Annotated in this window: 24 protein-coding genes; 9 read left to right on the forward strand and 15 right to left on the reverse strand. The window is 67.2% G+C overall.

Going from position 1 to position 23,070, the window contains the following annotated elements; genetic code table 11:
• Window positions 1-61: 61 nt before the first annotated feature.
• Together ACOQPE_RS00180 and ACOQPE_RS00185 are read right to left on the reverse strand one after the other, a co-directional pair.
• Window positions 62-1,114 carry a glycine betaine ABC transporter substrate-binding protein gene (locus ACOQPE_RS00180; protein WP_420609938.1) on the reverse strand — a complete coding sequence of 351 codons (1,053 nt, stop codon included), beginning with the start codon at window positions 1,112-1,114 and terminating at the stop codon, window positions 62-64.
• Between the two features lie 230 nt (window positions 1,115-1,344).
• Complete coding sequence (locus tag ACOQPE_RS00185) at window positions 1,345-2,679, reverse strand: CynX/NimT family MFS transporter (RefSeq protein ID WP_420609939.1); 1,335 nt, start codon at window positions 2,677-2,679, stop codon at window positions 1,345-1,347.
• Between the two features lie 238 nt (window positions 2,680-2,917).
• Here ACOQPE_RS00185 and ACOQPE_RS00190 point away from each other — a divergent pair, with 238 nt between their 5' ends.
• On the forward strand, window positions 2,918-3,532 hold the full coding sequence (locus ACOQPE_RS00190) for a PQ-loop domain-containing transporter (protein ID WP_420609940.1): 615 nt from the start codon (window positions 2,918-2,920) through the stop codon (window positions 3,530-3,532).
• Between the two features lie 37 nt (window positions 3,533-3,569).
• On the opposite strand, the gene ACOQPE_RS00195 is transcribed toward ACOQPE_RS00190, so the two are convergent.
• A complete protein-coding gene (locus ACOQPE_RS00195; RefSeq protein ID WP_420609941.1) occupies window positions 3,570-4,040 on the reverse strand; it encodes a hypothetical protein in 471 nt (156 codons plus the stop codon).
• A 90-nt stretch (window positions 4,041-4,130) separates the two neighbouring features.
• Here ACOQPE_RS00195 and ACOQPE_RS00200 point away from each other — a divergent pair, with 90 nt between their 5' ends.
• On the forward strand, window positions 4,131-4,544 hold the full coding sequence (locus tag ACOQPE_RS00200; protein WP_420609942.1) for a cupin domain-containing protein: 414 nt from the start codon (window positions 4,131-4,133) through the stop codon (window positions 4,542-4,544).
• An 83-nt stretch (window positions 4,545-4,627) separates the two neighbouring features.
• On the opposite strand, the gene ACOQPE_RS00205 is transcribed toward ACOQPE_RS00200, so the two are convergent.
• The gene (locus ACOQPE_RS00205; protein ID WP_420609943.1) at window positions 4,628-4,882 is read right to left on the reverse strand and encodes a hypothetical protein; all 255 of its coding nucleotides are present in this window, start codon (window positions 4,880-4,882) and stop codon (window positions 4,628-4,630) included.
• 154 nt (window positions 4,883-5,036) lie between these two features.
• On the opposite strand from ACOQPE_RS00205, the gene ACOQPE_RS00210 reads away from it, so the two are divergent.
• Window positions 5,037-5,792 (forward strand): indole-3-glycerol-phosphate synthase, encoded by a 756-nt coding sequence (locus ACOQPE_RS00210; RefSeq protein WP_420609944.1) that lies wholly within the window; start codon window positions 5,037-5,039, stop codon window positions 5,790-5,792.
• Window positions 5,793-5,803: 11 nt separating this feature from the next.
• Here ACOQPE_RS00210 and ACOQPE_RS00215 read toward each other — a convergent pair whose 3' ends face one another.
• Entirely contained in the window at window positions 5,804-6,037 is a 234-nt protein-coding gene (locus ACOQPE_RS00215) for a TlpA family protein disulfide reductase (RefSeq protein ID WP_420609945.1), read from the reverse strand.
• Between the two features lie 60 nt (window positions 6,038-6,097).
• Window positions 6,098-6,976: a hypothetical protein gene (locus ACOQPE_RS00220; protein ID WP_420609946.1), complete on the reverse strand. Its 879-nt coding sequence runs from the start codon at window positions 6,974-6,976 to the stop codon at window positions 6,098-6,100.
• A gap of 147 nt (window positions 6,977-7,123) precedes the next feature.
• On the opposite strand from ACOQPE_RS00220, the gene ACOQPE_RS00225 reads away from it, so the two are divergent.
• From ACOQPE_RS00225 to ACOQPE_RS00240, 4 genes are all read left to right on the forward strand, one after another.
• A complete protein-coding gene (locus ACOQPE_RS00225; protein ID WP_420609947.1) occupies window positions 7,124-7,606 on the forward strand; it encodes a 2'-5' RNA ligase family protein in 483 nt (160 codons plus the stop codon).
• A gap of 80 nt (window positions 7,607-7,686) precedes the next feature.
• Window positions 7,687-8,187, forward strand: a complete 501-nt coding sequence (locus tag ACOQPE_RS00230; protein WP_420609948.1) for a VOC family protein — start codon at window positions 7,687-7,689, stop codon at window positions 8,185-8,187.
• 19 nt (window positions 8,188-8,206) lie between these two features.
• Window positions 8,207-9,331: an alpha/beta hydrolase family protein gene (locus ACOQPE_RS00235; RefSeq protein ID WP_420609949.1), complete on the forward strand. Its 1,125-nt coding sequence runs from the start codon at window positions 8,207-8,209 to the stop codon at window positions 9,329-9,331.
• 12 nt (window positions 9,332-9,343) lie between these two features.
• Window positions 9,344-10,468, forward strand: a complete 1,125-nt coding sequence (locus ACOQPE_RS00240; protein WP_420609950.1) for an acyl-CoA dehydrogenase family protein — start codon at window positions 9,344-9,346, stop codon at window positions 10,466-10,468.
• Between the two features lie 150 nt (window positions 10,469-10,618).
• Here ACOQPE_RS00240 and ACOQPE_RS00245 read toward each other — a convergent pair whose 3' ends face one another.
• Complete coding sequence (locus ACOQPE_RS00245) at window positions 10,619-10,963, reverse strand: metallopeptidase family protein (RefSeq protein WP_420609951.1); 345 nt, start codon at window positions 10,961-10,963, stop codon at window positions 10,619-10,621.
• Between the two features lie 93 nt (window positions 10,964-11,056).
• Between ACOQPE_RS00245 and ACOQPE_RS00250 the strand changes: the two genes are divergently transcribed.
• Both ACOQPE_RS00250 and ACOQPE_RS00255 read left to right on the forward strand, forming a co-directional pair.
• The gene (locus tag ACOQPE_RS00250; protein WP_420609952.1) at window positions 11,057-11,668 is read left to right on the forward strand and encodes an EthD domain-containing protein; all 612 of its coding nucleotides are present in this window, start codon (window positions 11,057-11,059) and stop codon (window positions 11,666-11,668) included.
• Window positions 11,669-11,730: 62 nt separating this feature from the next.
• Entirely contained in the window at window positions 11,731-12,999 is a 1,269-nt protein-coding gene (locus tag ACOQPE_RS00255; RefSeq protein WP_420609953.1) for an MFS transporter, read from the forward strand.
• Between the two features lie 36 nt (window positions 13,000-13,035).
• Here ACOQPE_RS00255 and ACOQPE_RS00260 read toward each other — a convergent pair whose 3' ends face one another.
• From ACOQPE_RS00260 to ahcY, 8 genes are all read right to left on the reverse strand, one after another.
• Window positions 13,036-13,935 (reverse strand): crotonase/enoyl-CoA hydratase family protein, encoded by a 900-nt coding sequence (locus tag ACOQPE_RS00260; protein WP_420609954.1) that lies wholly within the window; start codon window positions 13,933-13,935, stop codon window positions 13,036-13,038.
• A gap of 108 nt (window positions 13,936-14,043) precedes the next feature.
• Window positions 14,044-14,937, reverse strand: a complete 894-nt coding sequence (locus ACOQPE_RS00265) for a cell division protein FtsX (RefSeq protein WP_420609955.1) — start codon at window positions 14,935-14,937, stop codon at window positions 14,044-14,046.
• Window positions 14,934-15,668 (reverse strand): cell division ATP-binding protein FtsE, encoded by a 735-nt coding sequence (gene ftsE, locus ACOQPE_RS00270; protein ID WP_420609956.1) that lies wholly within the window; start codon window positions 15,666-15,668, stop codon window positions 14,934-14,936. Before ftsE ends, ACOQPE_RS00265 begins: the two co-directional genes overlap by 4 nt.
• Before the next feature lie 129 nt (window positions 15,669-15,797).
• Window positions 15,798-16,931 carry a peptide chain release factor 2 gene (gene prfB, locus ACOQPE_RS00275; protein ID WP_420609957.1) on the reverse strand — a complete coding sequence of 378 codons (1,134 nt, stop codon included), beginning with the start codon at window positions 16,929-16,931 and terminating at the stop codon, window positions 15,798-15,800.
• Window positions 16,932-17,056: 125 nt separating this feature from the next.
• Window positions 17,057-19,864, reverse strand: a complete 2,808-nt coding sequence (gene secA / locus ACOQPE_RS00280; protein ID WP_420609958.1) for a preprotein translocase subunit SecA — start codon at window positions 19,862-19,864, stop codon at window positions 17,057-17,059.
• A 65-nt stretch (window positions 19,865-19,929) separates the two neighbouring features.
• The gene (gene hpf / locus ACOQPE_RS00285; protein ID WP_420609959.1) at window positions 19,930-20,529 is read right to left on the reverse strand and encodes a ribosome hibernation-promoting factor, HPF/YfiA family; all 600 of its coding nucleotides are present in this window, start codon (window positions 20,527-20,529) and stop codon (window positions 19,930-19,932) included.
• Window positions 20,530-20,594: 65 nt separating this feature from the next.
• Complete coding sequence (locus tag ACOQPE_RS00290) at window positions 20,595-21,299, reverse strand: ComF family protein (RefSeq protein ID WP_420609960.1); 705 nt, start codon at window positions 21,297-21,299, stop codon at window positions 20,595-20,597.
• 174 nt (window positions 21,300-21,473) lie between these two features.
• Entirely contained in the window at window positions 21,474-22,976 is a 1,503-nt protein-coding gene (gene ahcY, locus ACOQPE_RS00295; protein ID WP_420609961.1) for an adenosylhomocysteinase, read from the reverse strand.
• Between the last annotated feature and the right edge of the window lie 94 nt (window positions 22,977-23,070).

A 23,070-nucleotide genomic window follows, 5' to 3' on the forward strand; every position in this document is an offset into this window, starting at 1 on the left:
TTCGTGGCGCCCCCGGCCCGGTTGAGGACGCGCCGGTGTGGCGACAGCTCGAAGGGTTGGCCTACGACGCGGCCCGAGCGGCGTCGAGCCAGGCGTCGACCGTGGTGCGGTTGTCTGCAATCCACGCTGTTGCCAGGTCGGCAGCTGCGGTGCCCTCGTCTTGTGCCACGTTGGCCAATGACACCTCGATCACCGACAGCGTCACAGCCTCGAAGAGTGCCTCGGCTGCAGGGTTGGCCTCGAGGAACTCGGTGTTGGCCGTGACGAGAATGTCTGCCGCGACCCATCCGATCGGGCACAAACCCTCAGCGTGGTCTGCGGCGGCGGGGCACAGGTCTGACCCGATGACGGCATAGCCACCGGTTCCGTCGGCACCCCGCTGATCGTGTGCCTCGCCGCCCTCGAAGCCGGTCGGATTCGAGTCGTCGAGAATCTGCTCCACGCCCAGCCAGTACACGTTGTCGCCGGGCCGAAGCAGGGTGATGTACGCCGACGGGGTCCACATGTAGATCACCATCGGAACACCCTCATCCGCGGCATCCACCGCCTGGGCGAACATCGCGTCGTAGCCGGCGATCGTCTGCGAAATGTTGTCCCAGCCCGAGAACGCGATCTGCGACTCGATGATGTTGTCGCAGGTCCACGACTCGGTACACCCGAAAATATCGGCAATGCCGTTGCCGGGCACCGGATCAGTCGCGTCGAACGCCGCGAGCGCGTCGGCGTTGCGGTTGAGCTCGTCCATCGTGTACACGCCGAACTCATCCGCGAAGGACTTGGTGATCAGGAAGCCTTGGATGCCGCCGGCGATCATCTGCTCGCCGACAACAGTCAGATAATCGCCGACAAGCGAACTGTCGGGCAGCTCGCCCGCGAGCCACGACAGGTGCAGCGGGTACCAGCTGTTCGTCCAGAAATCCATCTGGCCTTCTGCCATTGCGACATAGGCGAGGTTGGGACCGAGCTCCAGCTCGGCGGGATCGGACACGTGGTAGCCGAGTTCTCCGAGCAACTGGCGGAATATCTCGGCCTGGAAGTAACCGCTGTTCCAGTTGGCCCGGCCCAGGGTGACCGACACGCCCTCGCCCGGCGTCAGCGTGACCTCATCGGGCATGGCGGCCTCTGTCGGCGCAGGTTCCGCGGGAGCCGCTGGCGGTTGGCCGTCGCTGGAATCTCCGCACGACGCAACGAAAAGTGCTGCGGCTGCGATGAGCACCGCAACCCTGAAGATCCGCAAGTTCGTCACAGCGAAGCGCCTCCTCGAAGGTGAGGTTGCGACGCCTCGACTCGCGTATACGCCACCGCGGCGCCACACCCGACTCTAGGTCATGCCCTGACAGTGCCTCACTGCGATCCCTGGACCATCGCTTCGGCCGCTGCGTCGGCGGCGATGACATCGAAGGTCATGTTGACAAAGCGCCAGTCGAGCGCCGGCGCAGCAGCCGACACGGGAGCCGGCACGGCCGCAAAGCTTGGCCGCGCACGGCGTGGCAGTCCAAGCGACGCAAACATGCCGACCACGCCAAGCGCCGCCGACAGCAGGAAGACGGGCGTGAATGACCCGGCCGCGTCGGCAATGAACCCGCCGAGCTGCGGCGAGATCATCTGGGCGACGCCGAAGCAGAAGGTGGTGGCGGAGAACGCGGGTCCGTAGTCGTCGGTGGTGGTGTTGTTGACGACATAGACGGTCAGCACCGTGGGCATGGCAGCGAACAAGACGCCGATAGCCACCGACAGGACGATCGTCGGCACGAACCAGCCCGGCAGGATCAGCGTGGTGACGACGGCCCACCCCGCGAACGACATCGCCAGTGTCGGCCTGGGTCCGATGCGTTCAGAGATCGCGATGAACAGCGGTCCGCCGAAGATCATCGCCAAGCCGACGAGCGTGAACGCCAGTGCTGCCTGCGAGCTGGTCCAACCGCTGTCGTCCTCAAGCCGCGTGGTCAAGAACGCGATGACCATCAGGTACAGCAATCCGAAGGTGACGAATGCCCCTACGAGCGGAACCCAGCCGGGCATCCGCCGCAGTGCGCTGAATCCGCCGAGGCCTGTCCGTGACGCAAGCCGCTCTTGGCGATGGCCGATGAACAACAGCACGCCGGCCGCCACGATGGCGCCGATGATGAGCTGCACGAAGTACACGTTGCGCCAGGACGCATCGCCCATAGTGGAGCGAACGAAGCTTGCGAGCTGACCGGCGAAGACAACACCGAAACCCATCCCTGCGCCGAGGAATCCCACGGCTAGGCCGCGCCGCTCAGGAGCTATCGCATCGGCGGTGACCACCGGCGCGCGGATCCAGGTCAAGGCACCGCCCAGACCCTGCGTGAACAATCCGATGCCCAGAACCGCCGCCCCTGGGGCGATGGTCGCGAGCGCCTGACCGATGATGGCCAGCACCAGGCCGACCCGCATCACGGACAACAGTCGATAACGGCTGGAGGCCGCGGCGACGACCAGGGTGCCCAGCAGGTATGCCGCCATGTTGACGGTTGCGAGCGACCCGGCGACGGTGTTCGACAGGCCGAGATCGTCACGCACTGCGGGAAGCAGCACTCCGTAGGTGAATCGCCCGAACGACTGAGCGATGGCAGCGAGCAGCGCCATGAGGATCACGGCGGCCGCTCCCATCAGCCGGCGCCGATGGGATGTCGCGTCGCTGCCGAGGGCGGTCACGAGTGTCCATGCAACAGGCAATCGCTCTCTTCTGCACATGTCGCCCGTAGTCCGGGAGCCCGCGCCGGATGCGGGAGTCGCAAGATGGCGAAGGCGCACGCAGCCAACTGCGGGGATTCAGCCAGGCGGCGGTCTTCGAAGTACTCGGGTGCGACACTCTCGGGATGGACGCGATGCGCCCCGCCCGGCGGACAGGGCCATCACGGTTGGTCGTCGTGCGAGATCGGCGGCGCGTGCCGTGAGCCAGGAACAATTCGCCAACCTGGTGGCCGTCGTTGCCACGGCGGTGACGTTCATGCAAGTCGTTCCCCAGATCGTGCGGCTGGTGCGCCTGAAGCGGACCGAAGGCGCCTCGCCCGCCTGGGCAGCCATCGGCATGGTGATCAACATCGGCTGGACCGCGTACGTGATCGCCGAGGAATTCTGGGTCACCATTCCGGCGGTACTCGCCGCCGTCATCAGCTTCGGCCTCGTGCTGTACCTGCTCTGGCGCAACGGCGCCGACGTGCGTGTCGCCGTCATTGCCGGCATCGCCGTGGGGGTGGCATCAGTGGGCTTGCAGCTGGTCGCGGGCTGGACCGTCCTGGGCACGGTGCTGGGTTTGTCGAACGGCCTCTACCTCGGACCGTCTGTGTGGGCCGCATGGCGTTCGTACGCGCCGGTCGGCGTGGCCCCGCTCACCTGGGTGCTCACCGCCGGCGAAGGCATCTTGTGGGGCTACTACGGGGTGCTCGTGGAAGCGCTACCGATCATGGTGTACGGAAGCACGGCGTTCCTGCTTGCAGCGCTCATACTGCTGCGGCTGTGGATCACCCGCCACCGGATCCAGGCGGAACTCACCTCGCCCGACTGACGGGCAGGCATTCGCCTGCCCCGCTCTCGATGCCCGACTACGACGCAGGGATCGGGCAGGCGACGGCTCCGTAGGTACGTAGCCGCTTGCGCAGCGTCCACACCAGGAGTGCGACGGCAGCCAGCCCGACGAAGGGTTGCACCGGCGCCCACCACGACAGCGCCCCCGATATGCCCACGAGCGCAACGACCGCCTGGTTGCACACCGGACAGCCGACCGCAAGGAACGAGACCAGCCCGCCCCACAAGGTGGTGGTGCCCTGCCGTTCAACGGCCTCTTCGGTGCCTGTCTCAGCGCTCGGCGGCGGACGGATTGCCAGGATCAGCCCGATCAACGCCGAGGTCGTCGCCAAGATCACCCAGTCGAGCCACCGAGCGTCGATCGGTCGGCCGAAGATCGGTGTGTCGATCAGATCCGACGGAATCCCTATGAGCACGGCGGCCACTACGCCGTACACCACCGTCCTCGGCCACACCGCCCTCGGCAGCTCCCGCAGTTCGCTCAGCACCGAGGCGACGCTACCTCGCCCCCAGTCCCGCCCATCCGCGCCCCACCTGGCGATCGCAACAGGCCGCCGAGAAGTGCAAGGATCGCCGTCGTGACTGAGCACGCGTCACTGGATCCCCAGCAAACCTTCCTGCACCTCGCGCCCGACGGCGACGCCGTCCGGCTCGATGCCAGCGCGCCCGACTTCTGGCAGTCGCTCGCCGAGCGCAACCTCGTCGGACGCCTGACCGGAGTAGTTCACCTAGGACAGGACAGCCACTGGGAGATGCACCCGGGAGGCGATGAGATTCTGGTGGGGCTGTCCGGCTCGATCGAGATCATCCTTGATCACGGCAACGAGACCGAGTCCGCGACCCTCGAGCACGGCCGCATGTGTGTCGTGCCCCGCGGCACATGGCACCGCCTCGTCGTGAACGAACCCGGACGCCTCCTGTTCGCAACTCCAGGGCCAACAACCCAGCACAGAAGCCTCACCGAACACCACCAGCTCCGAACCCTCGACTGAGGTACGGACGTCTGATCAGCGGCATCGAAACACAGCGTCATCGGGCCAAGCGCTCAAGCAGCTCCTGATCACGCTCGATCTAGTCAGCGTTCGAGTTCTCGGAGGGTTTCGAGGAGGGTGGCGGTGTCGCGCATCCAGCTCACGACCCGGTCGATGCAATCCGGGCGGGTGACATCGAGCAGCAGCGTGGCGACGGCGACCGTGGCGCCCGACTCGTCATCGGCGACCATCGTGGTCGTCGGCCGGAGGCGTGCATCGGCGGCAACCAACACCCCAGCCGCACGGAGTTGACGGCGCTGCAGCTCACCGCCATCATCGTTCATGAGCTCATCTTCCATCTATTTCAAGCTATTTCATTATTTTCCAATTATCCAAGTAATTTTTGTGCGGGCGCAACGGGCAATAGCAGCGGCCCAATCTGAGGGCCGACGTGACGGGCGGCGGCGTAGAGTCGCTGGTCGATCAAGCCAACTCGCGGAATGAAATCGTCGTATGGCTGCAGACAATCCCGCTGACGACACCGAACCGGGCTCGGTCGCGGTTGGGCACCGGTTTGCGGCCGCGCTGCGGGAAGCTGGACTGTCGGTCATCGCTGAGATCAAACGGCGCTCGCCGTCTCGCGGGGCACTGAACGCCGATGCCGACGCTGCCGATCTGGCATCGGAATACAAGGCGGGCGGGGCGGCCTGCCTGTCGGTGCTGACCGAGAGCGAGCGATTCAGCGGCTCCCCCGAGGACTTGCAAGCTGCCAAGGCAGTGACCGGCTTGCCGGTGCTGCGCAAAGACTTCCTGCGCACGCTCGATGATGTGCGCGACAGCCACGCCATGGGCGCCGACGCAATGCTCGTCATCCTTGCCGACATAGACCCGGCACACCTGCCGTCCATGCAAGAACTGGCGCTGTCGCTGGGTGTCGACGTGCTCACGGAGGTACGCGACGAAGCCGAACTGGAGACGGCTGTCGGTCTCGGTGCCTACATGATTGCCATCAACCAGCGCGACAACCCCGAGTCGACCAAGTTCACCGTCGACTACGACAAGGCAGTCCGTGTCAGCCGCAGTTTCGCAGCGATCGACGACAGCATCCTGCTGATTGCGGCCTCAGGCATCGGCGTGCCCGGCGGCACGTCCATGCGAGCAATTGCCGAAGCCGGCTACGACGCCGCTTTGATCGGCGAAGCACTCGTGGTGGCCGACGACCCGCCCGAACTGCTCCGCGAGCTGCTCGCCGATTCCCGCAGCGAATAGCCGCTCCCCGATTAGCCGGGGGTGAGGGCGTCGGTCACGACGGCGTCGGGGATCGTGCCGCCTCCTGCTTGCTCTGTGCCATCTGCGCGAATCAGCAGCCATCGCGGGTGATAGATGACGCCAAGTGCTCTGGCGAGCTCGTTGTCCGGATCGGGCAAGTTCGGCATGTGGCCGAGTCCGTAGGAGTTCACAAAGCGTGAGATGGCCGACGCAGTGTCATGGCCCCCGACGCTGACGAGGGCCAAGTTGTTTCCGTGTTGTGTCTTCAGCGCTGCGACCGCAGGCGCCTCTCGCCGGCAGTTCGGTCACCAAGGCGCCCAGAACCACACCAGCACGTCGCGGCCAGCGAATGCACTGACGTCGAGCGTCGTGCCGTCGACTTGCGCGACGGCCAGCACCAGCACCTTGGGCCGATCCTCGGTGGGCTCGGGATCGGTGACAGCCTCTTCGGCGTCCTCTCCCTCTGGGTCTTGCTCGACCTCCTCGGCATCGCCCTCGTCGTCGGTGCTCGCAGAATCGTCTGCCTCGGCATCCTCGGCGTCGTCCTCCTCTTCAGATACCTCACTGCCGTCGGTCTCGTCCTCACCCTCGTCGGACTCATCGTCAGCCTCGTCGTCGGCTGGATCATCAGTGACGTCCTCAGTCGCTCCATCGTCGACATCGGCGCTCTCGTCGGCCTCGTCCTCACCCTCGTCGGACTCGTCCTCACCCTCGTCGTCGGCTGGATCATCAGTGACGTCCTCAAGCGGCCTCTCGTCGACATCGGCGCTCTCGTCGGTCTCGTCCTCACCCTCGTCGTCGGCCGGCTGTCCTGCGGTCTCGCTGGATTCGCTGTCGGCCGGTTCCGCCTGGTCCGCGGCGTCGCTTTCGTCGCTGTCAGTCTGGGCCTGGTCGTCGCTTGCGTCGTCGGGCTGCGAGGCAGCGGCCTGATCCGTGCCGTCGCCGACAGCCTCGTCGGCGGTTCCGGCGTCCTCTGCAGCGCCTTCGGAATCTGCTGACTCAGCAGACACGGGCTCCGTGGTCGGGCTCGCTGGCGGCTCGGTCGTCGCGACCGCTGGTGCGGCCGTGCTGGCGGCCACCGTCTGGGGTGTCTCGTCGCTGTCGCTGCTGCAGCCGGCCAGCAGGCCAGCACCCACGACGCACGCGACAGCCACCAAGGCCGTTCGGCGCAGTACCAGCATCACGCTGGCGAGCGTAACCCTCCCCTACACCGGCTCAGAAGCAGCACCAATCCCTGGGCCGAGTGTCTCCGGCACGCAGGCTCAGAGGCGGCATCGAGCCGGGGGCTGAGTGTCTCCTGCATGGCAGGAACACACCGCTAGGTTCGCGCCGTGCCGCGCCTGTTCGTCGCCGTGTGGCCGCCCCCCTCCGTCGTCGACGAACTGGCTGGGCTGCCAAGACCGTCGGCGTCGGGTGTCAGCTGGACCAAGCCACACCGCTTGCACATCACGCTCCGGTTTCTCGGCGAATGCGACACCGGTGAAGCGCTCAGCACCCTCGGTGCGCAGTCACTCGGCGAGACATCGGTAACGCTCGGCCCAGCGCCGGAGCGCCTCGGTCGAGGCGTGCTCATGCTCCCGGCCACCGGCGTCGACGAACTCGCCGCGTCGGTCATCGACTGCACCCGCTACATCGGCGACCCGCCGCCGGATCACCCCTTCGTAGGGCACCTGACCATCGCCCGCTTCCGCAAACGACGGCCGTCGGTCGACTGGCCGCGCCTCAGCGAGACGTTCGAGGTCACCGAGATCAGCCTGGTCGAGTCTGCTCCGTGGGGCGAATACCTGAACGTGGCGAGCTTCCGGCTCAACTAGCGCTGCTCGCCTAGCCGCCCGGGCGAATCGGCCTGCCGGAATGTGAGAGCCTTGCTGTGAATTCCGCAGCAGGGGGAGCCATGGGACTTCACCACGTCGCCTACGCAACACGGGACCTCGAGGCGACACACCGCTTCTACGAGGACCTGATGGGGTTCCCGCTGGTGCACGCCGAGCAAGCCGAGCGGCCGCACCCCGACGGCGGGCCGACAGGCCATATCAAGCACGTCTTCTACGACATCGGCGACGGCGAGTGCATTGCCTTCTTCTACATCCAGAACATGGGCGAGCAGGCCGACTACAGCACCGACCTCAGCGCGACGGTGGGGCTGCCGGTGTGGGTCAATCACGTCGCCGTCCGGGCCACGCCAGAGCAGCAAGAGGCTGCCCGCGAGCGCATGGCTGCCGCCGACATCGAACCGCTCATGGAGGTCGATCACGGCTGGTGCCACTCGCTCTATTTCGTGGACCCCAACGGGATCATGGTGGAGCTCTGCCGGGACACCACCGGCATCGAGCCCGATCCGGCCGAGGCGCTGGAAGTGATGCGCTCCCCCATCCCCACCGACGCAACGGCCTGAGCTCCGGGCTGGCCGACAGATGGGCATCACCCGCGAGTTCGTCGCGCTGCCGAGTGCCAGCGCCCCCCGGTCCGGCGTGGGCGGGCATCCTTGCCAAGGCGTCTACCACCGTCCCGAAGGACGCGAGCCGCGCACGGCGCTGATCGCGACCCATTACAACATCGATTTCAGCGAGCACTACCTGGCCAGCTACATCGCCGAGCGGGGCATGGGCTTTCTCGGCTGGAACACCCGCTTCCGGGGTGCGGAGCCCTACTTCCTGGCCGATCTGGCGCTCGCCGACATCGACGTCGGCGTCCGTTGGCTGCGCGACCAAGGCGTCGACTGCGTGGTGCTGCTGGGCAACAGCGGCGGCGGCTCGCTCATGGCCACCTACCAGGCACAGGCCACGGCGCCCAACCTGGTTCCGGAGTACAGCCGGCGAGGCCTGCACCCGGCGATCGAGGACTTGGCGGGAGGCGACCTGTACGTCTCGATCGTGGCGCACACCGGGCGCGCCGAGGTGCTGACCAACTGGATGGATCCGTCGGTGACCGATGAGAATGATCCGCTCAGCGTTGACCCGGCCCTCGACCCGTTCGGCGCCGACCGGCAGCCACCGTTCGACGATGAGTTCATCGCCACATACCGCAGCGCACAGCGGGCGCGCAACGAGCGCATCACCGCTTGGTGCAAGAACGAGCTGGACCGGCTCGCAGCAGCAGGGCACCGCGAGCGTCTGTTCGTGGTGCCGCGACTCTGGGCGGACCTGCGCATGCTCGACGGTTCGATCGACCCCAGCCAACGCACCGTGCCCGGCTGCTACCTCGGCGATCCGCGCCGGGCCAACTACGGAATTTTCGGCGTCGGGACGGTGAGTTCGCTGCGGACTTGGCTGTCGATGTGGAGCCTCGCCGACTCGCAGTGCAGCACCGATCAGGCGCAGCACATCGATCTGCCGGCGATCGTCATCGACGCCGATGCCGATACCGGCATCTTCTCCTCCGACACCGCCAAGATCGTCAACGCGCTGCGCGGCCGGCCTGGTGCGCCGGACGTCCCAGCGCACTCCATCTCTGGCGACCACTACCTGACGGAGCCCGCCGGTGCACGAGCCGAAGCCGCCGACCTCATCGCCGACTGGGTCCGCACCCACACCGGCTAGAGAACGCGATCGATGCCCGACTTCTTGGACACCGAGCACGCCGAGGTGCGGAGCGCTGCCGAGCGTCTGGCTGACGAGCTCGCGGCGCTGCCGGGCCGGGTCGCCGAGAGCGATATCGGGGCTGCGGTCCGGCAGGCGTCCAAGTCAGCCGGAGTCTTCGGCATGACTCAGCCGATGTCGGTTGGCGGCACCGAGGCCGGCGCGCTGGCGCTGGCCGTCGTGCGTGACACGCTCGGCAGCCGCAACGTGGGTCACCTGCCGGGCGTCTTCGGACCGTCGCCGGGAGTGCTCGCCGACGTCGGCGAGCCGCTGCGCAGCCAGTTCCTGCTGCCGTATCTCGCTGGGGACATGCGCAGCGGTTTCGGGTTCACCGAACCTGCGGATGCCCCGCGCCACACCTGGGCACGGCGTGACGGCGACGACTTGGTGGTGAACGGAGCGAAGTCATACGTGACCGGCGGCGCAGACGCCGACTTCATCAACGCTCTGGTCGAGGTGGACGGGACCGGGTCGGCGATGGTGCTCATCGAGACCGACCGCGCCGGCGTGACGCTCAAGCAGCGATTCGGCACTCTCGACGGCAGCCACCATGCCGCGTTCACGTTCACCGATGTGCGCGTGCCGGCCACCCACGTCATCGGCGAGGCCGGGCGCGGCCTGCGACGAGCGCTGGGCCAGATCAACGCCACGCGCATGGCCATTGCAGCCGATTGCGTCGGCCAGTGCCGATTTGCGATCGACCTCGTGGAGCAGACGCTGGTGGAGCGAGCGGGGCGGCACAGTTCGACCGAAGGGCCGGCACAGGTTGGCACCGACCTGGAGCGGGTGGCACTGGGAGACATGCGGATCGCCGCCTATGCGGCTCGCAGCGCGCTCTACCGGACGGCACGCCTGCTCGATGCCGGCGAGAACGCCGTCAACGAGGTAATGGCCGCAAAGTCGCTGGCCACCGAGACTTTGAGCCGGATCTGCGACGACGCCGTGCAACTCGTCGGAGGAACCGCACTCGTAGACGGCCATCCCCTAGCCGACATCTTGCGACGCGTGCGCGCCCTGCGGCTCGCAGAGGGGCCGACAGAGGTGCTGGCCGCGAATGTGGCCCGCGGTCGACTCGACCTCGGCCTCGGCCGCGTCTGACTACCGAGGACTCGAAGCTGCAGGCACCGATGCCATAGCTGCGGCGGTGGCAGGAGACTCTGCGACGTTGCGACCTGCTGGATCGCTGGTCGCTGAGGATTCTGTCGCCGCCGCAGCGGGCGCGCATGTGCACCCAACTGCTCGGCCGGGTCAGTCCCAGCCGAGCTCGTGCAGCCGGTCGTCGTCGATGCCGAAGTGGTGCGCGATCTCATGCACCACTGTCACCAGCACTTCTTCGACGACATCGTCGGCCGTCTCGCACATCTCCAGGATCGGCAGCCGGTAGATGACAATGCTGTCGGGCATCGCCAGGCCGCCGTAGTCATGGCGCTCGGTCAGCGGGATGCCCTCATAGACACCGAGCAGGTCCGGATCCTCCCCTCGGTCCTCCACGAAGATGGCCACGTTGTCCATCAGCGAGCGCAGCGCGTCGGGAATGTCTTCGAGCGCCTGTTCCACCAGGTTGGCAAAGCGGGCCTCGTCCATCTCGAGCACGCCCCCATCCTGCCGGGCCAGCCGGCCCGCGTCAGCGGCAAGGCACTGTCGGGGGGTCGGGCGCTGTGCTGGGGCCAGCAGTAAGTTGCAGGCATGTACGAGCTCGTCGTCACGGGAAATGATCCGGATGCTGCTGCGGACGTAGCGGCCAGCGTCGGGGGCGTGTGTTACGCGGCTGACCCCGACGATCGCCGCGAGTTCCCCTTCCGCACGCTCGTGCGCGCCATGACCGATTCCCCGGACCTGCTGACGCCCGCCGCAACGGTCGGCACCTACCTGGCGTTCTCACGCGTCATCCGCGAGCGCCCGCTGGGGTCCGACCCGGGCACTGCCTCGCCGGGCCTGACTGCCATCTTCCCGATGGTCCACCACCCACGGCTGACGCACGCGCAGGGAGACAGCCACTGGCGTGACACCCACGTGCCGCTAGCGCTGCAGCATCACCCCGGCATGTGGGACTACACCCAGCTCAGCGTGGTGGCCACACTCAACGGACCGTCCTATGACGGTTTTGCCATGGTCGCGTTCGCCTCGCTCGACGACATGCGTGAGCGCTTCTTCGGCGATGACCACGACCGCGACGTCATCCGTGCCGACGTGGCGAAATTCGCCGACACCGAGCGCTCGCCCCGGCGCGTGATCGCTACGGAGACCATCTACCGCCAGCGTCCCCCGCTTCCGGCAGTGACCTGGCCGCACGACTAGCTTGCGCGCCCCCAAGCGAGCCTCAGTCCGCCGCGCGCCATGAGCCAGCCAGCGAGTTCATCGTGACTGCCGCGCACCACGCCGAGGCGTTCAGCCCTGCGCGCCGGATCGGCACGCTGCTGACGCTGGCCGGGGCAGCGGCGGTGTCGCAATCGTTCGGCCGCTTCACCTATTCGCTGCTCTATGCCGACATGCGAGATGGGTTCGGCCTGTCCAACACCGTGGCCGGTGCTCTCGGCTCGCTGAACCTGCTGCTGTACGTGGTTGGCTCGCTGGTGGTGGCGCTGACTGTGGGACGCACCGGCCTGAGCGGTGCCGTGCGGATCGGCCTCGCGGGCAACGTGGCAGGCCTGGCGCTGCTGTCGTGGAGCCCGAACGTGGGCGTTGCGGCCTTCGCGCTCGCGTTGACGGGCTTCTGTGCGGCCGGCGTGTGGGTGGGCACTCCCGGGCTCGCCGCGGAGCTGCTGGGGCCCGAGCGGCGAGGCGCCGCTGCCGGCTGGATGACCGGCGGTGTCGGCAGCGGCATGGTCGCGGCGGCGGCCATCGACGCGCTGCTGAGCCGTACCGACGGCACCGAGCCTGATGAGGCGGTGCTGGTCGCGGCCGACCTCAGCCATCCGCGCAACGTGTACCGGGTCGAGCTCGTCATCGGCGCGGTGATACTGATCACTCTCGCCGTCGCCGTGCGCAGATGGGTGCGCACGCCTGGTCGCACGGGCTTCGGAGGTGCCCGCGCCGCACTCGCCAAGATTCCCCGGGCGGGCCAGCTCATCACCGCCTACACGCTGCACGCCTTCGTCGTCACGACAGTGATCACGTTCATCGTGGACCACCTCGAGGGCTACGCCGACCTCTTCAACGCTCGGGACGCCACGATCGCCTTTTCGTTGATCGGCGTCGGCAGCATCGCCGGCGGGCCGATCTTCGGACGCTCAGCCGACCGTCTTGGCCGGCGGCGCACCGTCACCATCGGGTTCTGCGTGTCGATGATCTCCATGGTCTTCATGACCGCGTACCCCCTGCTCGAAGTGGGCGGGCAGGCACTGGCGTGGACTGCGGCGTTCGTCTTCGGCACAGCGTTCACCGGCATCATCGCCTCGATAGCGGCCAGGGTCAGCGACAACCTCTCCGGCGACGAGTTCGGCGCGGCCTACGGGGTTGCCACGATCTTGTTCGGCCTCGGCTTGGCAGCAGGGCCGTGGCTCGGCGGCGTGACGGCCGACTGGTTCGACAGCTTCGGTCCCGCCTTCGGGCTCGCCGTCGCTGCGTGCGTGGCGGGCATCCTGCTCACCGGCTGGGGCGACGACCCAGTGCCCGCGGAGGGTTCCTAGGACTGAACCGGCTGACCCGAGCCAGCCGATCTGGGGTTAGCTGAATTCGGGTTCGTCCCACCAGGGGAAGTACTCGGGCAGGTCCTGCGTCGGCCGCAGCGAGAATTCCGGCGGCCGCTTCTCGAGGAACGACGCAACGCCCTCGTGGGCATCTGCACCACGGCCCAGGTGGAAGATCCCCCGGGAATCGATCTTGTGGGCCTCCATCGGGTGATCGGCAGCGAGCATGCGCCACAGCATGTGGCGGATCACCGTCACCGAGATGGCCGACGTGTTCTGGGCGATCTCGGCTGCGATGGCCCGGGCCGCCGGCAGCAGGTCGTCGGGCTCGTGCAGGCTGCGCACCAGCCCGCCTTCGAGGGCCTCGTCGGCGTCAAAGACACGGCCGCTGAAGCACCATTCGAGCGCCCGCGACAGCCCCACTACGCGCGGCAGGAAGTACGACGAGCAGGCCTCGGGCACCACTCCCCGGCGGGCGAACACGAACCCGATACGGGCCTTGGTGGACGCCAGCCGGATGTCCATCGGAAGCGTCATCGTGACGCCCACGCCGACTGCGGGGCCGTTGATCGCGGCGATCAGCGGCTTGTTGCACTCGTACAAGCGCAGCGTGAGCAGCCCGCCGCCGTCGCGCATCCATGCCAGGTCGCCGCCCTCGCCCCGCTCAGAGGCTCGCTCGGCCTTGCGCTCATCGGATTGGCTGTCGAAGTCGAAGGTGTCGGCGCCTCCGCTCAGATCGGCCCCGGCGCAGTAGCCACGGCCGGCGCCGGTGAAGATCACCGCCCTGACGTCGTCGTCGGCATCGACCAGGTCGATGGCGTCCATCACATCACGCAGCATCTGGCTGTTGAACGCGTTCAGGCGCTCGGGGCGATTCAGCGTGATGGTGGCGACGCGGTCGTCAACCTCGTACAGGATCGTCTCGAACTCCGGCACAGCGCCCCCTCAAGCAATGGCCGTCCGGGTGGCGGACGGCGGTGTCGGCGGCTTTTCTACACGCCCGGCCGCTGCCTACGTCGAGCGGCCAGTGGAGATCGGGCCCAGCTACACGTCGAGGAACCGGCTGGCTGCGAACGCCGAGCCGATCATTCCCACCAGCACACCGGCGATCACCGTGACGATCACCACGGTCGTGAACTGATCGGACGTGACCACGAACGACCGGAAGAACGCCAGGATGTCGGAGCGCGAGAACAGGCCCTCCACGTGACCTCGCAGCGCTCCTGCGGCAATCGCCCCGATGACGCCGCCGATGAGGCCGTGCAACATGCCTTCGAGCATGAACGGGAACCGGATGAAGCTGTTCGTGGCGCCGACCAGCTTCATGACCTCGATCTCGCGCCGGCGGGCGAACATCGCCACGCGGATCGAGTTGAAGATGAGCATCACGCTGGCGCCCGACAGCACGATCGACAGCAGCAGCACGATGCCCTGGAACGACGTGAACCAGGTACGAATGGCGTCGACCTCTTCTCGGCCTGTCTGGACTGACATCACGCCTGGCCGTTGTCGGAATTGGGCGGCCAGCGACTCGATCAGCTCTGCCTCGACCGACCGGGGCACCACGCGGTACGACGCCGGCAGCGCCTCGGGCGACACCTGGGCGAGCAGCTCGGGCTGATCGGCCATCTGCTGAGAAACCAGCGCGTAGGCCTCCTCGGCGCTGAAGAACTCGATGCGGTCGATCTCGGGGTGGGTCTGCAGCTCGATGCCGAGCGCATCGAGTTGGCTGGGATCGATCTGGGGGTTCAGAAACACCTCGAACTGGACGCCGCCCTCCCAGCGATCGAGAGCGTTCCCGCTGGCGTAGCCCGCCATCAGTCCCATGCCCACCAGCATCACGCCGACAGCCACGGTGAGGATCGCAGCAAACGTGAGCGTGAGATTGCGCCGGATGTTGGTCCAGGTCTCCCGCGCGAAGTAGCGGATCCGGCTCACGGACTCGCCCCATCCACAGGATGGACCCCGAGCGCCTCTGGCGAATCGGTCTCGCTGCCGTACGCGCCGCGCTGCTCGTCACGCACGAGCTCACCGTGACGCAGCGCGATCACCCGGCGCCGCATGCGGTCCACGATCGTGCGGTCATGCGTGGCCATGACCACGGTGGTGCCCGTGCGGTTGATCCGGTCGAGCAGCGAGGTGAGCTCTTCTGAGGTGTCGGGGTCGAGGTTGCCGGTGGGCTCGTCGGCGAGCAGGATCAGGGGCCGGTTCACGAATGCCCGGGCGATGCTCACACGCTGCTGCTCGCCGCCCGACAGCTCGTCGGGAAACCGCCGGTGCTTGTCCTCCAGGCCCACCAGCTCCAAGATGGCCGGCACCTGCGTGCGGATGACGTTCTCGGGGCGGCCGATGACCTCGAGCGCGAAGGCCACGTTCTGGTAGACGGTCTTGTTCGGCAGCAGCTTGAAGTCTTGGAAGACCGAGCCGATGTTCCGCCGCAGGTAGGGCACGCGCCAGCTGTTCAGCTTGGACAAATCCTTGCCGGCCACGTGGATCTCGCCGGCGGTGACCTTCTCCTCGCAGGTCATGAGGCGCAGCATCGTGGACTTGCCCGAGCCCGAGGGTCCCACCAGGAAGACGAACTCACCCTTCTCGATGTTGAGCGTCACGCCATTGACCGCCCGCGTCTCGCCCTTGTAGATCTTCGTGACGTTGTCGAAGCGGATCATGCGCGCCCCAGAGGCAGAGCCGAACGGTCATCAGTTGTGCGGCCGGTTCGCCCGCGCCGACATCACCAAATCGCTTCCCAAGGTACGCCAGCGACCCGCCGCAACCCGGTCACCAATCGGCTCAGTTGCCTAGGTCTCGGCGGCCGCGGGTTGCTGCGAGCGCTGCCAGCGCAGGTAGGCCTCCATCAGGCCGCTGAGGTCGCCGTCGAGCACGGCGTCGACGTTGCCGATCTCCAAGCCAGTCCGCAAGTCCTTGACCTGCTGGTACGGGTGCAGCACGTACGAGCGGATCTGGCTGCCCCACGCGACGTCGCGCTGCTCGCCGGCGAGGGCCGCTACTTCGGCCTCCCGCTCCTGCCGTTGCAGGTCGGCCAGCTTGGCCGCCAGCATCTGCATGGCCCGGTCCTTGTTCTGGTGCTGGCTCCGCTCGTTCTGGCAGGCAACGACGATCCCGGTGGGCAGGTGCGTGATGCGCACGGCGGAGTCGGTGACGTTCACATGCTGGCCGCCCGCGCCCGACGAGCGGTAGGTGTCGATGCGCAGATCGCTCTCGTCGATGGGCACCTCGTCTGACACCTCGTCGAAGAACGGCACCACCGACAGCGACGCGAACGCTGTGTGCCGGCGCGACTGCGAGTCGAATGGCGAGATGCGTACTAACCGGTGCACGCCCCGTTCCGCCGCAAGGAACCCGAACGCGTGCCGCCCCTTGATCAGGAACGTTGCGGAGCTGATCCCGGCTTCCCCGCCGTCGGTCGCCTCGGTCAGCTCCACGGTGAAGTCGTTGCGCTCGGCCCATCGCTGGTACATGCGCAGCAGCATCTCTGCCCAGTCGCAGGCGTCGGTGCCTCCGGCCCCCGAGTTGATCTCGCAGACGGCATCGTTCTCGTCGTGCTCGCCGCCGAACAGCGCCATCAGCTCGATGTCCGCGAGCCGGCCCTCGGCTGCAGTGACCACCTCGTCGATCTCGGGCAGTAGCTCTGGGTCGTCTTCTTCGGCGGCCAGCTCCACCAGCGCTGTCGCATCGTCGACTTCGGCGCGTGCCCGCTCCCAGCGCCCGATGTCGTCACGCACACGCGACAGGCGTGTGGTGACCGCCCGGGCCCTATCGGGCTCGTCCCACAGCGACGGCTCCGATGCCTCGGTTTCCAGCCCGTTCGCCACCGCACGCGCCTCGTCGATCCCGAGGTACTGATGCGCCTCGCTGACACGGCGATCCAAGTCGGTCAACGCGTCGGCAAGGTCGCTGAGAGATCGGCTCATCGCAGTGTCCCCGCAGCAGGATCTACTCGTCGCGTCACTTGTTGCTTTCCGCTCTTGTTCCGGTACTTCATGCGATTGGGCTCACGGGCCGTTCGGGCCACGGCTTCGCCATTCGGCTCAGCCTCCTAGCGGCCGCAGCAGTGCTTGAACTTGCGGCCCGATCCGCAATGGCAGGGATCGTTGCGGCCCAGCTTCTGCTGGGCCGACTTGACCACGGTGCCGGTCGACGCGGCGGCAATCCGGCGCGACTGCGACGGCCCACTGGGACCCCGCTGCGCCGACGGCGCGGTGCCGGCAGCCGTGGCGCCGTTGCCGGATCCGACAGTGGACGGTGTGAGATCCGGTGCCGAGTACTGCACGTCGGTCGCCCCGGCTGCGCCGTCGGCCGCCCTCGACCGTGACGGTCCAGCCGGCGGGGCCGCGCCTGCGGTGGCTGTCTCGCCGTCAGGCGACGCCGAGGTGACCTGCACGTGCATCACGTAGGTCACGAAATCGCGGTAGACGCGCTCGAGCATGGCGCCGAACATGTCGAAGCCCTCGCGCTGCCATTCCGCCACGGGATCCTTCTGACCGATGCCGCGCAGGTGGATGCCCTCGCGCAGGTGGTCCATGTCAGCGAGATGCTCGCGCCAGCGCTGGTCGATGAGGCGCAGCATCACCTGGCGCTCCACCTCGCGCATCGCCTCGGGGCCGATCTCGGCCTCCCGAGCCTCGTAGTGACGCTCGCCGTCGGCGCACACCAATTCGACTGCGTCGTCGACATCCCAATCCCGCTCGCCATCTCCCGACAGCTCTGCAACCGTGAGCTCGGTGGGCCAGTAGGTGCCGATCGTGGCGAGCAGGCCGTCGAGATCCCACTCGGCGGGGACCTCGCTCGCGCAGTGATCCAGCACCGCAGCTTCGGCGGCATCGCGCAGGTACCCCAGCGATTCGGTGCGCAGATCGTCGCCGCCAAGGATCTGCTCGCGCCGCGCGTAGATCACCTTGCGCTGCTCGTTCATCACCTCGTCGTACTTGAGGACGTTCTTGCGGACCTCGGCGTTCTTCTGCTCGACAGTGTTCTGCGCCCGCTCGATGGCCTTGGTGACCATCTTCGCCTCGAGCGGCACCTCATCGGGCAGCGTGCGGTCCATCACCCAGTTCACGGCACCCGTCGCGAACAGGCGCATCAGGTCGTCTTCCAGCGAGAGATAGAAACGGCTCGCGCCGGGGTCGCCCTGCCGGCCCGCACGGCCACGCAGCTGGTTGTCGATGCGCCGTGACTCGTGCCGCTCGGTGCCCAGCACGTACAGGCCGCCCAGCTTGCGCACCTCGTCGCCCTCGGCACGGCACTCGGGCTCGTAGCGCTCGGCCCGGGCCACCAGGTCCGCGGTGTTGTCGGGATCGTCGGGGTCGAGCTTCTCGCGCAGCATGTCGCGGCGCGCCAAGCCCTCGGGGTTGCCGCCGAGCAGGATGTCGACGCCGCGGCCGGCCATGTTCGTGGCCACCGTGACCGATCCCAGCCGGCCCGCCTGGGCGATGATCTCGGCCTCTCGCGTGTGCTCCTTGGCGTTGAGCACGCTGTGATCGATTCCCCGGCGTTCGAGCGCCGCCGACAGCTTCTCGGAATTCTCCACGCTGACCGTGCCGACCAGCGTGGGCTGCCCGGAGCGGATCCGCTCGGAGATGTCGTCGACGACCGCCTCGTGCTTGGCCGCCTCGGTCTTGTAGATCAGGTCGCCCTGGTCGTCGCGCGCCACGGGCAGGTGGGTCGGCACCGGCACCACGTCGAGCCCGTAGGTGCCGTTGAACTCGGCGGCCTCGGTGGTGGCCGTGCCGGTCATGCCGGCGAGCTTGTCGTAGAGGCGGAAGTAGTTCTGCAGCGTGATGGTGGCGAGCGTCTGGTTCTCCTCCTTGATCGCCACCCCCTCCTTGGCCTCGACCGCCTGGTGGAGGCCCTCGCTCCAGCGCCGCCCCTCGAGGATTCGGCCGGTGAACTCGTCGACGATCTTCACCTCGCCGTGTGAGACCACGTAGTCCTTGTCGCGCCGGTACAGCTCCTTGGCCCGCAGCGCTGCGTTCATCTGGTGGACGAGATTGGCCGAGACTTGGTCGTAGAGGTTGTCGATATTGAGCGCTCGCTCGACCTTGGAGATGCCCGGTTCGAGCACGGCCACGTTGCGCTTGTCTTCTTCCACCTCGTAGTCGACGTCGCGGGTCATCGTGGCAGCGATGCGCGCGAACTGCTGGTAGAGCTTGGCGGCGTCCGCAATCCGGCCGCTGATGATGAGCGGCGTGCGGGCCTCGTCGATCAGGATCGAGTCGACCTCGTCCACGATGCAGTAGTTGTGGCCGCGCTGGACCTGAGCGCCCCGGGCCGGCGCCATGTTGTCTCGCAGGTAGTCGAAGCCGAGCTCGTTGTTGGTGCCGTAGGTGATGTCGGCGTCGTACTGGCGGCGCTTGTGGGCCGCGTCGTAGGGGCCGGGCACCACAAGCCCCACGTCGAGCCCGAGGAATCGGTGGATGCGTCCCATCCACTCGGCGTCGCGAGCGGCCAGATAGTCGTTGACGGTGACCACGTGGACGCCCTTGCCGCTCAGCGCATTGAGGTACACCGGCAGGGTCGACACCAGCGTCTTTCCCTCGCCGGTGCGCATCTCGGCCACCCAGCCGAAGTGCAGCGCCGCTCCGCCAATGAGCTGCACGTCGTAGTGACGCTGGCCGATGACCCGGCGTGCGGCCTCGCGGGTGACCGCGAAGGCATCGACGAGGACGTCGTTGAGGTCGGCGCCACGTTCCAGCTCAGCGCGGAACTCGCCCGTACGAGCTCGCAGACCGTCGTCGGAGAGGCGCTCGATTTCCGGCTCGACGGCGTTGATCTCGGGCACCAACTCGGTCAGCAGGCGCAGCTTCTTGCCTTCCCCGGCACGGAGCACGCGCTGAAACAGAGCCACAAACGCAGGCTACCGCTGCCCCCCGACGCCAGAGCCGAGGATTATTCGCCTGCCGGCTCAGCCTCTCAGGAGTCGATCTCGATGAGGCCGGCGTCGCCGTCGGAGCGGAGGTACACCACGCTGGGCTTGCTGGTGTCTGCGTTCACAAAGAGGAAGAAATCGTGATCCAGCAGCTGCATGCGGGTCACGGCTTCGGCGGGATCCATCAGCTCCAGGTCAAAACTCTTGCGCCGCACGATGCGCGGCGCCCATTCGGGGTCGTCAGGTCCTGCTGTTGTCTCGGGGCCCGGAGCGCCGTTGACGAGGTCGTTCTCGAGGCGTGCGAGCGGATGATGCGCCTCGTCGCGGTGCAGATTGGGACGATGCCGGCGCACGACGCGGGTCTTGAGCTTGCGGAGCTGCTTGCCCAGTTTGCCGACCGCCAGATCGACCGCCTGGTGCTGATCCACGCCGGCGACCGAGGCCCGCACATGATGGCCATGGCCGAGCAGCGTTACCTCCACCTGCTCCCGCTCGGCGATGCGCGGATTCTTCTCTTCACGGAACACCACCTCGGCACGATCCAACCCGTTGACGAATCGATCCAGTGCCCCGATCTTCCGCTCCACCGCAGCCCGCACATCGTCGGGAACCTGAACTTTGCGACCCGTAATGGTGATCTGCATTGCCTCGGCTTTCTGAGCAGGTGCACAGCGGTTGCAGCCTTGCTCCAACTGAAGGGAGTGCCATGTTAGGCAGCCGCGGAGTTGCGGTCGCGACCCCGTCGAGCACACGCTGCCACATGGACGGCCGCTGCACCGGCATCCGTCAGCACGGCCGTTGCCGCCCGCAGCGTTGCCCCGGTAGTGACCACGTCGTCCACCAGCAGGATCCGGCGTCCCGCTGCGACGCGGCGGCAGTCGAAGCGAGGACCGGCCAACCGCTCTTCCCGGCTGGCGCCTGACTGTGCAGTGCCGCCAATCCGCCGCAACAATCGCATCGGACGTGCTCGCAAGGCCTTGGCAGTGGCCCTCGCCAGTGTCTCCGCCTGATCAAACCCCCGTGCTCGCCGGTGCGCCGCAGTAGTCGGCGCCCAAGTCACTGTGTCAATGGGCGCCAGCCCAGCCGCCGCCGTGTCAATAGGCGCCAGCCCAGCCGCCGCCGTGTCAATAGGCGCCAGCCCAGCCGCCGCCGTGTCAATGGGCGCGATCGAACGCAGCGCGGCGAGATGAGCAAGCGCCAACGACTCGCCCAGCCACCCGGCAATGGCCCGCTCGCCCCGGTACTTGAGAGCATGAATGAACTCGCGCCCGACGTCTGAATGCGAGAACAGCAGAGCTACTGACCGTGCGCCCGGAACCAATGCCGGCTCGGGATCAACAAGCGCCTCGATGCACGCCGAACAAGGGCACCAGCCCAACACCCCACACCCAGCACACCGAACCTCAAACAACACCCGCCCGACCGTACGCGCGCCGATTTCGACCACCAACGGCATTTCGACGCGGTCAGGTGAACGCGCAGACAGCCGAGCGGCGAGGGCGGCAGGGAACTCGGCGACGTTGCGACCAGCCGGATCGCTGGTCGCAGAGGGCGCTGCCGCCCTCGCAGCGGGCCCGCCAACAACGCGTCAGTAGCGGTAGCGATCCGCCTTATATGGACCGTCCACATCCAAACCGAGATACGAAGCCTGCCCCGGCGTCAACCGCGTGAGCTTCGCGCCCAGCCGATCAAGATGCAGCCGAGCCACTTCCTCATCCAGCCGCTTGGGCAGCACGTGAACATCGGCCTCCAGCTCCTCTGCATGCGCATGCAGCTCAAGCTGGGCAAGCACCTGGTTGGTGAAGCTCATCGACATGACGAAACTCGGATGCCCGGTCGCGCAGCCGAGATTCACCAAGCGGCCTTCGGCCAGCACGATCACCGACTTCCCGCTCGGGAACACGAACTCGTCCACCTGCGGCTTGATCGAACGGCGCTGGACATCGGACATCGCCGCCAGCCCCGCCATGTCGATCTCATTGTCGAAGTGTCCGATGTTGGCCACCACCGCCTGGTGCTTCATGCCCGACATGTGCTCAGCCGAGATGATGTCGCGGTTGCCCGTCGCGGTCACGTAGATGTCGGCGATGTCGAGCACGTTCTCGAGCCGATCCACCTCGAAACCTTCCATGGCGGCCTGCAGCGCATTGATCGGGTCGATCTCGGAGACGATGACCCGGCAGCCTTGGCCACGCAGCGCCTGCGCGCATCCCTTGCCGACGTCGCCGTAGCCCGCCACGAAGGCCACCTTGCCGCCCAGCATCACGTCGGTCGCCCGGTTGATGCCGTCAATCAGGGAGTGCCGGCAGCCGTAGAGATTGTCGAACTTGGACTTGGTGACCGAGTCGTTGACGCTGTAGGCCGGGAAGGTCAGCTCCCCACGTGCTGCCATCTCGTACAGCCGGTTCACGCCGGTCGTGGTCTCCTCAGAGACACCTCGCAGACCAGCCGAGATCTCAGTCCACAGGCTGGGCTCGGTGCGCTGGGTCTCGTTGAGCAGCTCGTGCACCGCCACCTCGTCGGGCGATGCCGCATCGGGGCCGTCGGCAGGCAGGCTCGGCACGCCGCCCTGGGACTCATAGCGAGCTCCGAGGTGAACCATCAGCGTGGCGTCCCCGCCGTCGTCGACGATCAGCGTCGGGCCTGGGCCGTCGGGCCAGCGAAGCGCGCGGAAGTTACAACGCCAGTATTCGGCGAGCGTCTCGCCCTTCCATGCGAACACGGGCACGCCTTGCGGGCTGTCCATTGTCCCCTCGCGCCCCACCACAACGGCAGCCGCGGCCTCGTCCTGTGTGGAGAAGATGTTGCAGGACGCCCAGCGCACCTGCGCGCCCAGGTCGACCAAAGTCTCGATCAGCACCGCTGTCTGCACGGTCATGTGCAGCGAGCCCGTGATGCGCGCGCCTGCCAGCGGTCGGGAGTCCATGTGCTGAGCGCGCAGCGCCATGAGCCCTGGCATCTCGGTCTCGGCCAACTCGATCTGGAGCCGTCCTGCAATCGCCAGACTCAGATCGGCTACGTCGAAATCATCGATCAGGCTCGACGTGCTGGAGCGTGCGCTAACTGGCGCACCTTCTCGTCGTACTGCCATTATCCCCCGCTCTTGTTCGCTGCGCTCACGGGCCGCTCGGGCCACGGCTTCGCCATTCGGCTCAGCCTCTTGCTCATGGGATCACCTCGTTCTT

It is taken from the genome of Candidatus Poriferisodalis sp. (assembly GCF_965219595.1).
Taxonomy (GTDB): domain Bacteria; phylum Actinomycetota; class Acidimicrobiia; order Acidimicrobiales; family Poriferisodalaceae; genus Poriferisodalis.